The sequence below is a fragment of the Pseudomonas sp. 43(2021) genome (assembly GCF_017490805.1).
GTDB lineage: Bacteria > Pseudomonadota > Gammaproteobacteria > Pseudomonadales > Pseudomonadaceae > Aquipseudomonas.
This window is the reverse complement of record NZ_JAFGYJ010000202.1, coordinates 1-564: the sequence shown is the minus strand read 5'-3', so window position 1 is coordinate 564 and position 564 is coordinate 1. Positions and strand designations below refer to the sequence as shown.

1 protein-coding gene is annotated in these 564 nt (G+C 61.3%); it reads left to right on the top strand.

What is annotated here, in order from left to right:
* Window positions 1-564, top strand: a 564-nt coding sequence (locus tag J5M71_RS26755) for an efflux RND transporter permease subunit (protein WP_207838510.1), incomplete at both ends; no start/stop codon positions are given.

The window sequence follows — 564 nt, the reverse complement described above, 5'->3', positions numbered from 1 at the left end:
ACCTTCCGCCGCGCCGTGCTCAAGGATGAAGCGGTGGAAAGCGTGGCCGGGTTCATCGGCGGCAACAACGGCACCAACAACGCCTTCATGATCGTGCGCCTGAAGCCGATCAAGGAACGCCAGCTGTCGGCGCAGAAAGTCATCGAACGCCTGCGCAAGGAAATGCCCAAGGTGCCCGGGGCGCAGTTGATGCTGATGGCCGACCAGGATCTGCAGTTTGGTGGCGGCCGCGAGCAGACCAGTTCGCAATACACCTACATCCTGCAAAGCGGCGACCTCGCCGAGCTGCGCAAGTGGTTCCCGAAAGTGGTCACCGCGTTGCGTGCCTTGCCCGAGCTGACCGCCATCGACGCCCGCGAAGGTGCCGGGGCGCAACAGGTGACGCTGATTGTCGATCGTGATCAGGCGAAACGCCTGGGGGTCGACATGAACATGGTCACCGCCGTGCTCAACAACGCCTACAGCCAGCGGCAGATTTCGACGATCTACGACAGCCTCAACCAGTATCAGGTGGTGATGGAGGTCAATCCGAAATATGCCCAGGATCCGGTGACACTCAAGCAG